We start from the raw sequence: 13,559 nt of genomic DNA on the forward strand, positions 1-13,559 counted from the left end.
CCTTATTTGCTGTTGTTACTGAATTCGCTCCAGTTCTTCGCAGCGGAAGCCCCGGTCCCGACAATCGATGCCGACGGCACCAGTTGGCTGATGAAGCGGTTCCAGCGCGTGACGTTGGCCGGGCCGACGTAAACCACATCCTGGGGGCGCACTTCAAAGTGCGAAGCGAGTGCCATGGCGGTCGGCGACTGGGCTTCCAGTTGATAGATCTTCGCCGGCTCGACATCGAGGTTTTCCACCCCGCGAATCACGTACACCGCATTGCCGTTGGAGGTGGTCTGGCTCAAGCCGCCGACTGAACCGAGCACGTCGGAGAGGTTCATCGTCGCAGTCTTGAAACTCAGCGCACGGGGCTGATTGACTTCGCCCATGACGTAGATGCGCTTGTTGTCGTTGTACGGCAGGTACAGCTGATCGCCGCCCTTGAGGAAGACGTGCTGCAACTCGGAATCCTGCTGGTTGAGCGAGTCGAGATTGAGCGGATACACCCGGCCATTGCGCGTCAGCAACAAGCCAGACAAATCAGCATTGTTGGTGTCGATGCCGGCCGTACCGAGGGCTTCGACCACGCTCAGCGGGTTGGTGGAAATCGGTTGTGGCCCGGCCTTGGCCACGGCACCGGAAACCACCACTTTCTGACTGGCGAAACGCAGCACCGCGACATCCACTTGCGGTTCGGCGATGAACGCCGACAGCCGGGTTTCGATGTCCGAGCGCAGCTGTTGAATAGTCTTGCCGGCCGCCTGCACTTCCTTGATGAACGGGTAGTACAGCGTGCCATCGGAGCGCACCAGTCGACCGTTGGCGTCGATCTGCTGTTGTGCCCCCGATGGCGCGGTCAGCTCCGGGTGATCCCAGACCGTGATGTACAGCACATCGTTGCTGCCGATGCGGTATTCCGCAGGCGTTGCCAACAGTTCCGACGGTACCGTCTCACGCTTCTGCGTGGCACGGGTCATCGAGATCAGCTTGGGCGTGATCGGAATCAGCTCGACCCGACTGCTTTCGCTGGCGCCCTGGCGCGTGATGTCGCCAGTGCTCAGGTATTGGCCGGGGGAAAACATGCAACCTTGCAAAGCGATACTTGCCAACAGCAAAAGAGAAAAACTACGAGTCATAATGGCACTACGCTATTCAAGGGCGAATCTAAAAATAAAGTCACCCGACTTGCGTCGGGCGACCCTGTACTGCACTAACAAATGTTCCTGTTAGTTGTGCGTGCCGGTGGTGCCGGTAGTACCGGTGGTGCCAGTGGTACCGCCGTTGGCACTTCCGCCGCTGTTGGACGCTGCGACTGCACTGGCAACCATTGCAGTACTGGCAGCAGGCGCTGTAGAAGCCGCAACGCTGCCAGATACATTGGTCACCGCAGTTAGCGGCGCTTCAGCAGCGGACGCCCAGTTGCTCAACATCGTCAACAGGGCAATCGCCATCACTTTTTTCATATCAACTCCTTTCTAACATTCGACCTGTTAAAAACCGGTCTTTGTTAGCGGTGGTAGCGTTCAAGTCCGCGAAAAGCGCGAACAAGATCCGTCGTTCTTTCACAGTCTTACCCAACTGATAAAAGTCGAACGGCAGGTTTATATCTACGGACTTGCAAAAGGCATTTCCAGCGTATTTTCCCGACGATATCTAACAGCTGACCGAAACTAACATTCAGTATTAGAACGACATCATTCGAGATAACCGCGCGGATGATTCGATTGCCAGCGCCAGGTATCGGTGACCATGTCCTGCAAACTGCGCGTGGCTTTCCAGCCGAGTTCTTTTTGCGCTTTCGAGGCGTCGGCCCAGCTCTCGGCGATGTCCCCGCTGCGCCGTGGCATCACCCGGTACGGCACCGGACGTCCACTGGCTTGTTCGAAGGCATGCAGCACTTGCATCACGCTGTAGCCGTCGCCGGTGCCAAGGTTCCAGGTATGAATGCCCGGACGGTCGGCAATCGATTGCAAGGCTTTGAGATGGCCATCGGCGAGGTCGACGACGTGGATGTAATCGCGAACCCCCGTGCCGTCGATGGTCGGGTAATCGTCGCCGAAGATCGATAACTCCTGCAGGCTGCCGACCGCGACCTGGCTGATGTAAGGCAGCAGGTTGTTGGGGATGCCGCTGGGGTCTTCGCCCATATGCCCGCTGTGATGCGCGCCGATCGGGTTGAAGTAACGCAGCAAGGCGATGCTCCAGCGCGGCTCGGCCTGGCTCAGGTCGCGCAGCACGTTCTCGACGATCAGCTTGGATTGACCGTAAGGATTGGTCGGAATGCCGGTGGGGAAATCCTCGCGGATCGGCATCTGCTCAGGCTCGCCATACACCGTGGCCGAAGAGCTGAACACCAGCCGGAACACCCCCGCTGCGGCCATCGACTGACACAAGGTGATGCTGCCGCCGACGTTGTTCTCGTAGTAATCCAGCGGCTTGCGCACGCTCTCGCCGACGGCTTTGAGCCCGGCAAAATGCAGCACCGCGTCGATCGCATGCTCTTGGAAAATCCGGTCGAGCAACGCCCGGTCGCAGACATCGCCGCGAATCATCAACGCGCTTTTGCCGCAGATACCTTCTATCGCGTGCAATGCCGCATCGCTGCTGTTGCAAAGATTATCCAGTACAACAACTTCATAACCTGCTTCAAGCAGCGCAAGTGTGGTGTGCGAGCCGATATAGCCGGCGCCACCCGTTACCAGAATCTTCATAGCGCGGTCCGTCATTGGATAAGTGACAAGTAGCCTGTCAAGTCCCTTTCATTGAATCTGTGGCGCACCACACAAATAAGGACGACAACAGCCTTAAACAAAATTAGTTCAACCACTGGCAATAAATATTTTGGCAGGTCAAACTGTATTGCCCGGTACTTATTAGCACCCCAAGTACACTCATCACTATCAACAGATACCGACTAAAAATAACTAATAACGCCTTAACCGACATCTCATAACATTGTCATGTTTTACCCCCTGCGCTAATTGCCATTAACAACCTGACTCAGGTATTAAAGTACTCGTTCAATAATCATTGAAACTTGTGCGCCTTGATAAGTGCGCGCATCCGTTGCCTGTGTTCCATGACTGTCCAGGATACTTTTATGATTCGTAAATGTTTGTTCCCCGCTGCCGGTTACGGCACGCGTTTCTTGCCGGCGACCAAAGCCATGCCCAAAGAAATGCTGCCGATCGTCAACAAGCCGTTGATCGAATACGCCGTTGAAGAAGCACGGGACGCCGGCCTGCAACACATGGCCATCGTCACCGGTCGGGGCAAGCGTGCGCTGGAAGACCACTTCGACATCAGCTACGAACTCGAACACCAGATCCGCGGCACCGAGAAAGAGAAGTTCCTCGCCGGCACCCGCGAGCTGATCGACACCTGCACCTTCTCCTACACCCGTCAGGTGGAAATGAAGGGCCTCGGTCACGCGATTCTCAGCGGCCGCCCGTTGATCGGCGATGAACCCTTTGCCGTGGTGCTGGCCGACGACTTGTGCCTGAACCTGGAAGGTGACGGCGTGCTGTCGCAGATGATCCAGCTGTACAAGAAATTCCGCTGCTCGATCGTCGCCATCCAGGAAGTCCCGGCCGACCAGACCCACAAATACGGGGTGATCGCCGGCGAGCTGATTTCCGAGGGCATCTACCGGGTCAATAACATGGTGGAAAAACCGGCGCCGCAGGATGCCCCGTCGAACCTGGCGATCATCGGCCGCTACATCCTCACCCCGGACATCTTCGACCTGATCGCCGACACGCAACCGGGCAAGGGCGGCGAAATCCAGATCACCGACGCGCTGATGAAACAGGCGCAGAACGGTTGCGTGCTGGCTTACAAGTTCAAGGGCCTGCGCTTTGACTGCGGCGACGCCGAGGGTTACCTGCAAGCGACCAACTTCTGCTACGACAACGTCTACCTCAAGGGCCGCTGAGACGGTCCCCGCCCACTTCTCTTTTCAGGAGGCAACCCATGAACATGGCACAGCATGCAGCAGAGATTGAACGGGAGGTGGGCAACCTCGGCACGGTGAGCTGGCTGTCACACCATCAGCCGTTGCCCAGCGCCAACGAGTCGTGGCTGGGCAGTATTTTGCAGGGGGAACGCATCGGCATGTTTCCCTCGTCCGGCGACATTCGCCGCACGCTGGCGGATCCCTACCCCCTGCTCGCCCATCTGAAACAACGGTATGCCGAGCAGGCGCTGGAAATGGACGATCGTGATGGCCTGAAGGTGATCTTCAGCGACTGGCGCTTCCGCGTACGCCTGTGCTGCAACGAGCCGGCGATCATCATCAATGTCGAGACGCGGTGTGCCACGCAACTGATGCCGCAGAAAACGGCTGAGCTCCTGAGCCAGATAGATAACTTCAAATAAAACACGCCCCTGTAGGAGCTGCGGCACGCTGCGATCTTTTGATTTTGTTTTCAAGAGCAAGATCAAAAGATCGCAGCGTGCCGCAGCTCCTACAAGTCGCAACTGTCCGCGTTGATGCCACTGACGATCCAGCGATAGAAGTAATCGGCAATCACCTTCCCGCCCGTGGCCGGCTGCGGATGAATCTTGTCCGGGCCGATCATCGCCGCCGCGTAGCGTTTGACGTCCGGGCCGAACGCGCATTGCAGATTGGCAAAACCCAACTGCTGCTCATGCGCCCACGGCTGCAAGACCTGTGCATACGCCGACATCGGATAGGCACTTGAGCGCGTGGTGTCCTGACGCATGATCAGGTTGATGCTCGCCGCCGGCTGGATCTCGCGGATCATCGCCACCAGGCCCTGAACGTTGTGCAGGTACTGTTCGGGTTTGACCCCTAAGCCCTGATCGTTGCCGCCGAGCATGATCAGGTAAACGTCGGCGGGGATCTTCGACACGGCGGCTTTCCACTGCACCTGCCATTGCGGGTTCTGGTGATAGAAATCCGCGGATGCCGCGCCCGAGGCCGCCAGTTTTGAAACCCGCACGCCGTGCTGATCGTTGCTCAGCCACAGGCCAAACAAGGTCGGTGCGCCCTTCACCACTTCCAGTTTGAATGACCAGTCTGGCGCTGAAGAGAGACCTGCAAGCGGTACTTCCTGAACGCCCGAACCCTTGAGCGTCAATGGCTGCCAGTCTTCCGAGGGTGTCCAACGGTAGCGCAGCTCACTGGCTTCGCCGTTGCCCAGATAGAGCAATTTCGCCTGGGTGACTTGGGTGTCGATGGCCGGTGTCGGGCTGGCATCGATTTGCAGCCAGGCACCGGGCTTGCCGGTCACCGTGCGGCTGTCGGGGCTGGCTTGGCCGAGGCCGGACACTTGCCAGCCACCACCGAAGTATTTTTCGCTGCTGCGGGTGTATTTGAAATGCGTGCCCCCCAGCGCGGCGCCGTGGTTGAAACCGACGTAACCGGGGCCGGCAAAACCCACTTCGCCGGCCACGCGCTGCACCAGTTTGTTCAGGTAGAAATCCTGCCCGGCGCTGTAGCTGTCGCCGATCACCGAGACCGACAAGACCTTCCCGGCCTTGCCTTCGCGCCACTGGGCAAAACGCTCGCGGGCATCGCCTACTTCCACCACCGACGCCGCGACGGGCTGAGCGTCATTTACTGCCAACATGCATTATTTCCTTCAGTCTGGAATGGCCCCTTCGCGAGCAAGCCCGCTCCCACATTGGATCTCGGCAACTCACACAACCCCTGTGGGAGCGGGCTTGCTCGCGAAGCCTTTCAGCTATTGGCCGGCACCACCGGAGCAATGCCCGCCACCGGTTTTTTCTTCGCCGCGCGCTCCCCGAGAAACAGCACCGAAGTGACATTGAAGCGGCTGAAAATCATCGACAGCACCACCGGCCCCAACAGACCAAACAGCAGCCCACTGAGCACCAGAATGCTTTCGTCTTTCACACCCAGCCGCCCCATGACAAACCGCGAAGTCGCCGCGAACAGCACATGGAACAGAAAGATCGCGTAAGAGTAGCCGCCCAGCCAGGTCAGCCACTTCGAGCGCATGTCACTCGACAGCAAAGCAATGCAGGACACACACCCCACGGTCAGACCGATCAGGCTGCGGCGGTCGACGATCAACTCACGATCAATCGCCGCCACGTACAGCAGCGTCAACGAAATCAACACAAACACCAGCGGCCCGATCACCTTGAACCGTTGCTTCAACGCCTCGACATTTTCCTGACCGATCATCCCCGCCACAAAAAACGGCAGCAGGTAAATCGCGCCATTGATGCCGAACGCATCGAGCTTGAACGGTGGCAGCAGAAACACCGCCGCAGCGAACCCGAACAGCAGGTACACGCGCGTCATCGAGCGCAGCAGCCCGCGCCATTCCAGCAGGCCGACGAACATGAAAATGATGAACACCGCCTGCAGGAACCAGAAGTGATTGACCGGTACCCAGAACGACAACAAGGCATCGATCACGCCGACATCCTTGTTCACCCCCGGCCCCACCGCCTGCAACACCGAGAACGGCACGCCGACGCAAAACAGCGGCACGATCAGCCGTCGCACTTTGCCACTGAAGAACGCGGAAAAGTCATTGCCGCGAATTTTGTAGATCGAATAGATGTAGCCGGAAATGAAGGTGAACAGCGGCATGCGCACGTACACCATCGAGTCGGCGATCACCCGAAACGGCGAGCCGAGATCGATCTTCAGGCCTCCGCCCAACGGGCCAATGACGTGATAGAGCACCAGCAGCAGGCACGCCAGGCCACGCAGGGTTTCGATCTCCAGCGATTTTTTCTTGCTCGACATAAACACCTGCCTCAATTCAGAACTCGTGATTCAACCCGCACCGGCTTGTTCGCGCGCAACATCAAGCCGAGGCCAACAAACAGCACCGGCACCACCATGGAAAAGTGCCGGGCGAAGGAGCCGAAGTCCGGCTCGAACAAACCTTGCACCAGCAAAAACGCCAGCGGAATCGCGATCAGTTCCTTGGGTTTGGTTTCGATCGGTGCGCCTTTGTAGTCGGTGGAGGTGATGACTTTGAACAGCAGCAGCGCGGTCATGATCATCAGCGCCACAAAGATCACCTGGCCCGGCCCGGACAACAGAATCAGCTCCACCGGGAATGACAGCCGGAAGAAAATGATCATCGAGTCCAGCGCCTGCGAGACGAAGTCACTGCCGCTGAGCCACGAGACGATCAGCGATTTCGAACCCTCCTCCCCGGCCGTACGCAACTCGTTGTTGCTGGCGCGAATCGACGACACCGGAAACCCCAACGCCAGCTGGATCGCCATGGCCACCGCCAGGTAAAACAGGAACAGCATCAGGAAGAAGGTGAAGCGCGACACATACTTCTTCATCACGCAGACGCCGACCCACGACAACGAAAACAGAATCCAGTAAGGCCGGATCAGCACGCCGTAGATCACCGCCGACAGAAAAAATCCGCCGCGGTATTTGCGCGTCAGCGAGCTGAACAAAATGCTCAGCACCGCCACCGAAACGATGATTTCCTTGGTCAGGTTTTCCAGAAAGAACGAACGCACAATTCCCCACAGGCACAGGGTGCCGAAGATCGCCAGCGGCATGCGCCGGAACACCACTACCGGAATCGCCGTGAGGAAGAAATTGCAGAACATCCCGTAGGCCCAGGCGTTGGTGAGATTGATCCCGGTGGGCCGCAGCAGGAACGCCGAACACTCATAGGAGGAGCGATCAGGCGAGAACGGGTTCCAGAAATTGCAGTTGTCGGCGCGGGCGTAGGACGACCACAAGGTCATGGCATCCGGGCCCGGAGCGCGCGGGATCAGCAGCGGCATCGCCACCGACAGAAACAGCCCGGTGAACAGAATCAGGAACGACAGCGAAGAATCGAGTTTGCGGCCGCGAAACTCGATGCACGGCAACTTCAACCCCATGCCAGCGCCCCTTTGGCACGGGTCGCCCGAGTCAATACGGCGATCACCCCGAGCTGCACGATGATCGCGAAGACATTGCCCCACGCCGCGCCATAAATCGAATAATGCTTGATCAGCAGATAGCTGACCGGCACCGACACCAGCAAGCAAATCGCCGCGCTGGCGAATGACACTCGACTGTTTTTCGAAGCGATCAGACCGCCCCAGACGATGTCGCCGATGGCCCGCAGGGCAAAGGAAAAAATCAGTACACCGAGGATCGCGTTATCCGGACGCGGCACGCTGCTGGCGACGTAATCGAGCACCACGTTGAAGAACAGATAGATCAGCACCGCCACCGCCGCCGACACCAGCAGCGAGCGCATCACCCATTTGTTGACGAACAAATGGGTGACCGTGAACGCCTGCTGATCCGCCTGAAACCGCTTGGCCAGCACCGGAATCCCCACCACCGCCACCACCGCGTAGGACAGCGCCTGCAAAGTGTTCGCCGCAGACCACGCGTACACATATTTACCCAAGCTGGCGTAGGGCTCGAGATCGGCAATCAGGAAGCGCTCGACGGACTGACTCAAGGCGATCAACCCCGTGCCGAAATAAAACGGCAACCCGGCTTTCCACACGGTCGCGGTTGTCAGTGCTTCGCTGACCCGGCCCTTGTGCACGTTCACCACGATCAGGTAACCAGCGACGATCACCAACACGTTGGCGGCCACCCACAGCCACAGCACACTGGCAATGCCGGAGACCCAGTCGAGCATCATCCCGCCCACCGCCAGCAACGCCCAGAGACCGGTCTTGATGAAGAACAGCAGCGCGCCCGCGGTAGCTTTCTGCGCAGAAAACACGAACGAGTTGATCTCGAACGACAGGTGTTCGGTGAGCAGCACCAGCGTCACGCAAAGAATCAACGCGGTGCTCGCCTCGACCTGCTGGAACAGCGAGTAAATCCCCACCGTCAGCAGCGACAGCAGCAGCCCCACTGCCAGGTACAGCAACAGGACTTTGTCGACCACCCGCCGCGAGCTGCCGCCAACGCTGATCAACCGATTGATCTCGGAACTGAAACCAACGCTGTAGAACTTCGAAGCGATCAGCGACGCCGCGACCACCACGCCATAAAACCCCAGCGCTTCGTAGCCCAGGTAATGGGTGATGGCCAACACCAGCAGAAACTTCGCGCCCAAGGCTCCGCCGCGCAGCAGCAAGCGAAATATCATCGAACGACGCCTTTGATGATCTCGTCCATCATCACCGTCTTGGCTTCGATTTCGCGGCAAGTGTCGGTCAGGCGCTTGCCGAAGTTCGACAGGGCATTCGGCGCATACACGGTGTCGATGATCTGGTCGACATTGATGTCGCCACCGTTGATCACCCAGTCTTCCACGCCCATGTCCTGATAGGCGCCAAAGCCTTTGCGCTCATAGCTGATGTGGTACGCCGGGACACCGGACAGCAGCGACTCGATGGCGCCGTGCAGACGCACCGAGATCACCAGGTCCGGCTGATATTTGGCAATCGTCGCCTTCAACGACAGCAGGTCCTCGGTGATGCCCAGTTCGCGATAGAACGCACCGTCATCGTTGCCGCGAACGGCGCTCTGCACCGCGCAGACCACTTTGCTTTTGTTCTTCAGGCGCTGCAGCAGCAACTTCAGGTTGGCGACGTAGGCGACCTTCTTGTCCTTGCTCCACTCCGGCGGCTTGCGCAGCACCACGCACACAGTGGCCGGCGACGCGGCACAGCGGGTGAACTTCGGCTGCTGAAGAATCTTGCTGGCCAACGACTGCACCGCCAGATCCGGCGCGCGGTAGACGTTTTCACAGGCATCGAACATTGCCGAGGAGCGGTTATCGCGCACGAACACCGCGTCAGCGCTGGCGTAGTGATCGACGATCTGGCGGCTCTCGCCATGGAACGGACCGATGCTTTGCGGCAGGTACACCGACGGCACTTTGCTGAGGATCGCCGTTTCCAGTTGCTTGGCGTGGCCGAGTTTCAGCTTGATGTGTTCGAAGGCGCTTTTGGAGCGCATGTAGCCGCCACCGACGCCGACGATCAGATCGGTCTTGCGCAGCAGATCCGCCAGCCCGGCATACGACTGATTGAGAAACACCGCCTGCTTGACCCGCCCCAGGCCCTTGGCCGCCATCACCGGCGCATCGAAACGCGGGTGCGGCAGGTAGGCGAAAGACTGCGGGTCGGAGGCCACGACATTGATCGCGGTGTCTTCGCCAAAGTTGCGCTGCACCAACGCGATGGCCAGATCGACGAGCAGGCCGTCACCGGAGTTGGAGGCACTGTAGCCATGCAAAATCGTTACGTTCATAAGCTTGAGTTCTACTTAATAAGTGGGAGCGCAATACACGTCGTAGGTCTGGCGGATCATCAGCGCGGCACTGAAGCGCTCGCGCACGATGTTCCGGCCTTCGCTGCCGAGGTCGAGCAACCGCGGCTTCTGGATTCGCGCCAGCACGTCGGCCAGCGCCTGATGATCACCGGTGGGAAAGACGTAGCCGGACACTTCATGGGTGACCAGTTCGGGCAGTGACGTGCAGTTGCTGGCGATCACCGGCAAGCCCATGGCCATGCCTTCCAGCGGCACCATGGCAAAACCTTCCCAGCGGCTCGGAACGATCAGCGCGTCGGCCTGTTGATACAGCGCCTGCACTTCGGCCGGCGTGACCCACGGCAGGTACTCGACCGCGTCCATCTCGGGGCACTCGACCGTGTCCTCGTTGACCGCACTGCCGACCACCGTCAGTTTCAGATCACTTCGCTGCACCTTGGCGAAGGCCTTGAGCAGCACGTCGAAACCTTTCTGGTAATCGAGACGACCGACGAACAGCAGATGAATCGGCGCGGGGCTCTCGGCCTTCGGCGCCTCGTCGCGCTGGTGGATGCCGTTGTAGATCAGCTTCATGCGCGAGCGCTGAATGCCGAACCGCGCAGCCTTGTCCATCTCGTAGCGGCTGACGCAGATAATCACGTCGGTGACTCTCTGCAGGACCCGCTCGATCCATGCGTAGATCTTCTGCTTGGTCGGCGAGCTTTCCATCAGGAACGAAAAGGCGTGCGGGCAGTAGACGATTTTCGGCTTGCGCCACGGTCGCAGAAGCACACAGACCACGCGGCCGATCACCCCGGAAAAGGTGCTGTGCAAATGCACCACATCGGGTTTTTCCTTGAGCATCACCCGGGTCAGTTGCCAGGCAAAACGCAGCAGCGAACGCACATCACGCCCGCTGCGTTCGAACGTGCGAATCTGCTGTGCATCAATGCCGTGCAGCTCTTGTTTCTGGTCGAGCGGCACCAGATAGACCAGCTCGTAATTCGAATCCTGGCCTTCGGGCGACGCCGAGATGGTGCGGATAACGGTGGCGACCCCACCTTTTATCGTTTCAGCCACGTGCAGTATTTTCTTCACAACCCACCCACTTTCATGCCTGTTGGAACGCCCCTGATTTCAGGATTTGTCCGACGCGTATTCGTAGTTGTAATAGCCATAGCTGCCATTGCCGTAGTAGCTGGCAGCGCGCTTCTCGACGCCGTTGAACACCGCGCCCTTGAGCTCGATGCCGTTCTGCGCGAAGCGGCGAATGGTCGCTTCAATTTCCTTGGCCGGGTTTACCGCAAACCGCGTGACGATCAGGCTGATCCCGGCTTCACGCCCGACAATCGCCGCGTCGGTAACCGCGAGCAGTGGCGGCGTATCGATGATCACCACGTCGTAGCGCTGACTCAGCTCGGCGAGCAAATCGCGGAAGTTGGCGTGCATCAACAACTCGGAAGGATTCGGTGGAACCTGACCACGGCTGATGAAGTGCAGGTTGTCGATTTCCACCGTGTTGATCGCCTGCTCGATGCTGCAGCGCTTGACCAGCAGATCCGACAGGCCATTAGCGATCGGCACATTCAGCGTCTTGTGCAGGTGGCCCTTGCGCATATCAGCGTCGATCAGCAGCACGCGCTGACCGCTCTGCGCCATGACCGCGGCGAGGTTGGAGGAGACGAAGGTCTTGCCGACCTGCGGGCTGGGGCCGGAGATCATGATGCGGTTGTTGGTCGAATCCAGCGCGGCGAAATGCAGGCAGGTGCGCAGGCTGCGGATCGACTCGATGGACAGGTCGGTCGGGTTGCGCAGGGCCAGCAGATAGGCCGGCGTCTCGGCGGTGATTTTGGCTCGGCCTTTTTTCGTGTCCTCGTCACGCTGCAAGGCGCTGTAGGGAATCGACGCGTACACCGGCAGCCCGAGCTGTTCGATGGCTTCCGGCCCTTCCAGACCCTTGCTCAACGATTTGCGCAACAGCACCAGGGCTACGCCGAGAAAGGCGCCGAGGAACGTTGCGATCAGCACGATCAGGGCTTTTTTCGGTTTGACCGGGCTGCTCAGGTCAACATCCGCCGGATCGATCAGGCGCACATTGCCCACCGCCCCGGCGCGGACGATGTCCAATTCCTGGGATTTGTTCAGCAACTGCGTGTAGATCTGCGAAGCCACTTCCACATCGCGGGTCAGGTTGAGCAGCTCCTGCTGCGTGGCCGGCAGATCACCGACCTTGCCTTCCAGCGATTTCTGCTGCTGGGTCAATTCGCCGATCTGCGACATCAGCGCGCGATACGCCGGATGCTGCTTGGTGAACTTGCGATCCATTTCCGCCTGCTGCATTTTCAGCTCGGAAATCCGCGTTTCCAGCGCCACGGACTGACCAAGCACCGATTGCGTTTCCAGGGAAATATTCACGGTCTTGCCGTGGGTCTGATACGCGTTGAGCGCATCGCTGGCCTTGGCCAGATCACGCTTGACCTGCGGCAACTGGCTTTGCAGGAACGCCAGGCTCTGCGCCGCTTCCGCCGAGGTGCGGCGCACGTTCTGGTCCACGTAGAGCGCGGCGATCTTGTTGAGGATCTTCACCGCCTCGGCCGCATCGGCGCTGGCCAGCGCCAGACGGATAATCCCCGACTCTTTACCTTGCTCGGAGATATCCAGCGCATCCTGGTAACCCTGAATGGTCACGATCCGTGGATTGCGCACCACTTCAAAGCGAGTACCCGGGTTGGCTTGCAGGCGCTCGATCAAACCCTCGACGCCGTCCTGGGCGAAGGCTTCGCCGGCGACGCCCTCGACCAACAGGTTGTCGTTGTCATCGAGCAACTGAAAGTGCTGTTGTTCGCCAGCCACCAGGGTGAGCTTCTTGCCCAACAACTCTTTGGGCAGATTGAGCCGGGTAAACTCCAGACGCTCGCCGCCCCAGGCGTAGCTGTTGAAGCCAAAACGCGGCGGCGCCACGCTGAACTCGGTTTCGCCGCGATAACGCCGGGCGAGAAAACCGCCGACCACCGGGAAGGTGTTGGGGGTGACGTCGATGTCCAGGCGCAGGTCGTCGACAGTTTTGCCGATCACCGCGCGGGACTTGATGATGCCGATTTCGGTCACCGACGGCGATTGCCCGCCGAGCATGCTGCTGAGGTCGGAAAAACCGAGCATGTCGTTCTTTTTCGGTTCGACCTGAACCAGTGCGTTCGCCAGGTACACCGGCGTCGCCAATACCGCGTAGGCAACGCCAGCGGCCATGAATGCACCGGTGAATGCACCGATCAACCATTTCTGGTCGATCAAACTGCCGAATATGCCGAGAAGATCAATACTGTCTTGATCGTTATCACGGTTGGCGATTACTGACGGTAACTGCATAAGTCTTTCTTACCATTCA

General features: G+C 59.1%; 12 protein-coding genes. 2 read left to right on the forward strand and 10 right to left on the reverse strand.

Features of this window, described 5'->3' with window-relative positions:
- Positions 1-2: 2 nt before the first annotated feature.
- The 3 genes from E4T63_RS18550 to galE all read right to left on the reverse strand — a co-directional run bounded on the left by E4T63_RS18550 (position 3) and on the right by galE (position 2,693).
- Complete coding sequence (locus tag E4T63_RS18550) at positions 3-1,064, reverse strand: polysaccharide biosynthesis/export family protein (protein ID WP_096797780.1); 1,062 nt, start codon at positions 1,062-1,064, stop codon at positions 3-5.
- Between the two features lie 144 nt (positions 1,065-1,208).
- Complete coding sequence (locus tag E4T63_RS18555) at positions 1,209-1,445, reverse strand: hypothetical protein (RefSeq protein ID WP_003226528.1); 237 nt, start codon at positions 1,443-1,445, stop codon at positions 1,209-1,211.
- A gap of 231 nt (positions 1,446-1,676) precedes the next feature.
- A complete protein-coding gene (gene galE, locus E4T63_RS18560) occupies positions 1,677-2,693 on the reverse strand; it encodes a UDP-glucose 4-epimerase GalE (RefSeq protein ID WP_096797779.1) in 1,017 nt (338 codons plus the stop codon).
- A gap of 389 nt (positions 2,694-3,082) precedes the next feature.
- On the opposite strand from galE, the gene galU reads away from it, so the two are divergent.
- Together galU and E4T63_RS18570 are read left to right on the forward strand one after the other, a co-directional pair.
- Positions 3,083-3,916, forward strand: a complete 834-nt coding sequence (gene galU / locus E4T63_RS18565; RefSeq protein WP_027611481.1) for a UTP--glucose-1-phosphate uridylyltransferase GalU — start codon at positions 3,083-3,085, stop codon at positions 3,914-3,916.
- Positions 3,917-3,954: 38 nt separating this feature from the next.
- Positions 3,955-4,359 carry a mannose-1-phosphate guanylyltransferase gene (locus tag E4T63_RS18570; protein WP_135296230.1) on the forward strand — a complete coding sequence of 135 codons (405 nt, stop codon included), beginning with the start codon at positions 3,955-3,957 and terminating at the stop codon, positions 4,357-4,359.
- A gap of 89 nt (positions 4,360-4,448) precedes the next feature.
- On the opposite strand, the gene E4T63_RS18575 is transcribed toward E4T63_RS18570, so the two are convergent.
- The 7 genes from E4T63_RS18575 to E4T63_RS18605 all read right to left on the reverse strand — a co-directional run bounded on the left by E4T63_RS18575 (position 4,449) and on the right by E4T63_RS18605 (position 13,540).
- Positions 4,449-5,576: an SGNH/GDSL hydrolase family protein gene (locus E4T63_RS18575; RefSeq protein WP_135296231.1), complete on the reverse strand. Its 1,128-nt coding sequence runs from the start codon at positions 5,574-5,576 to the stop codon at positions 4,449-4,451.
- 110 nt (positions 5,577-5,686) lie between these two features.
- Positions 5,687-6,730, reverse strand: coding sequence for an acyltransferase family protein (locus E4T63_RS18580; protein WP_135296232.1), 1,044 nt, complete (start codon positions 6,728-6,730; stop codon positions 5,687-5,689).
- 11 nt (positions 6,731-6,741) lie between these two features.
- Entirely contained in the window at positions 6,742-7,845 is a 1,104-nt protein-coding gene (locus E4T63_RS18585) for a hypothetical protein (protein ID WP_003226536.1), read from the reverse strand.
- Entirely contained in the window at positions 7,836-9,065 is a 1,230-nt protein-coding gene (locus E4T63_RS18590) for a polysaccharide biosynthesis C-terminal domain-containing protein (protein WP_135296233.1), read from the reverse strand. Before E4T63_RS18590 ends, E4T63_RS18585 begins: the two co-directional genes overlap by 10 nt.
- Positions 9,062-10,174, reverse strand: coding sequence for a polysaccharide pyruvyl transferase family protein (locus tag E4T63_RS18595; protein ID WP_135296234.1), 1,113 nt, complete (start codon positions 10,172-10,174; stop codon positions 9,062-9,064). Before E4T63_RS18595 ends, E4T63_RS18590 begins: the two co-directional genes overlap by 4 nt.
- A 15-nt stretch (positions 10,175-10,189) precedes the next feature.
- Positions 10,190-11,272, reverse strand: a complete 1,083-nt coding sequence (locus E4T63_RS18600) for a glycosyltransferase (protein ID WP_027611474.1) — start codon at positions 11,270-11,272, stop codon at positions 10,190-10,192.
- Between the two features lie 39 nt (positions 11,273-11,311).
- Complete coding sequence (locus tag E4T63_RS18605; protein WP_135296235.1) at positions 11,312-13,540, reverse strand: polysaccharide biosynthesis tyrosine autokinase; 2,229 nt, start codon at positions 13,538-13,540, stop codon at positions 11,312-11,314.
- Positions 13,541-13,559 lie beyond the last annotated feature (19 nt).

It is taken from the genome of Pseudomonas fluorescens, from assembly GCF_004683905.1.
Taxonomy (GTDB): Bacteria; Pseudomonadota; Gammaproteobacteria; order Pseudomonadales; family Pseudomonadaceae; genus Aquipseudomonas; species Aquipseudomonas putida_A.